Source organism: Pseudomonas sp. 2725 (genome assembly GCF_050434585.1).
Classification (GTDB): Bacteria; Pseudomonadota; Gammaproteobacteria; order Pseudomonadales; family Pseudomonadaceae; genus Aquipseudomonas; species Aquipseudomonas jessenii.
This window is the reverse complement of record NZ_JBNDIV010000022.1, coordinates 1-1,153: the sequence shown is the minus strand read 5'-3', so window position 1 is coordinate 1,153 and position 1,153 is coordinate 1. Positions and strand designations below refer to the sequence as shown.

Annotated in this window: 2 protein-coding genes; both read right to left on the bottom strand. The window is 55.1% G+C overall.

Going from position 1 to position 1,153, the window contains the following annotated elements; all coding sequences use genetic code 11:
- Positions 1-38: 38 nt before the first annotated feature.
- Positions 39-875 (bottom strand): IS3 family transposase, encoded by an 837-nt coding sequence (locus ABIE16_RS28730; protein WP_429522466.1) that lies wholly within the window; start codon positions 873-875, stop codon positions 39-41.
- A partial coding sequence (locus tag ABIE16_RS28725; protein WP_349737072.1) for a transposase occupies positions 872-1,153 on the bottom strand: 282 nt, incomplete at its 5' end. The genes ABIE16_RS28725 and ABIE16_RS28730, both read right to left, overlap by 4 nt.

Here is a 1,153-nt window from a genome sequence, read left to right as displayed (position 1 = left end):
TGAACTGGTCAAGTAATCCCGGACACCGGTTACGGTGTTTATGCCGCTTTTTGCTCCATGGCTATTGGCGACAGATAGTTGTTGTAGCTGTGGAGCCTGGTGCGGTTGTAGTACATGAAGAAGCGCACCATATCGGTTTTGGCTTCCTCGATCTTGCTGTAGCCACTACGAGGCACCCATTCTGATTTCAGCGTGCCGAAAAATCGCTCTGTTGGAGCGTTGTCCCAGCACTGCCCGCGATGGCTCATGCTTTGCAATATGTCACGACGCTTCAGTTCTTCTTGAAACTTGCGGCTGGTGTACTGACAGCCCTGATCCGAGTGAAACATCAGTCCCGGAGGGCACGTTCGAACCTCTGTCGCCATGCGTAGCGCCTTGCTGACCAAGTTGGCGTCATTGACCAGCGAAAATGCCCAACCGATGACCCGGCGAGCAAACAAATCGATGACGATGGCCAGATGAACCCAGCGCTCGCCCACCATCAAGCTGGTCACGTCACCACACCAGACCTGATCGACTGCAGCCGGTTTGAAGTTGCGCTTGAGCCGATTGGGCGCGACAAACGCTTCCACTCCCTTGGATCTGAATGGGTGCGGCTGGCGTTGTTTACTGACAATGTTGGCCTCCCTCATCAGCGCTCGGACAAGGCCTCTTCCAACTGCAATGTTTTGGGACTTCAGGCCCTTGCTGATCATTCTGGAGCCCATGGCTTCGCGCCTTTCGCTGTGCAGTTCAACCACTTTGAGCTTGAGCTCTTCGCGCCTGATCCGCGGTTGGGCTCGCCGCTGAAGCCACTCGTAAAAGCTGCTGCGCTTCACATCGAAAACACGACACACGACAGCTGTCGGGAACGACTCTCTTAGTTCCGCAATCATCGAAAACGATCGGGATCCGACATCAAGAGAGCGGTAGCCTTTTTTAAGATCTCGGCTTCCATTTCCATGCGCTTGATCTTGGCCTTTAGTTCCTGGATCTGGCGCTGATCTTCGGTAATCGCCTTGGTGCCTTTGACTGGCTGCCCCTCGCGCTCCTTGCGAACCTGATCGACCCAACGCCGTAAAGCGGTGGGCCCGATATCCAGCGATGCACAAACGTCTGGAACCGGGCAGTTATCATCAAGCACCATGCTGGCAGCATGCAGCTTGAACTCGCG

Bases quoted from the DNA above. Each gene is read 5' to 3' on its own strand.
- ABIE16_RS28730 (WP_429522466.1), bottom strand. From the start codon at position 875: ATGATTGCGGAACTAAGAGAGTCGTTCCCGACAGCTGTCGTGTGTCGT.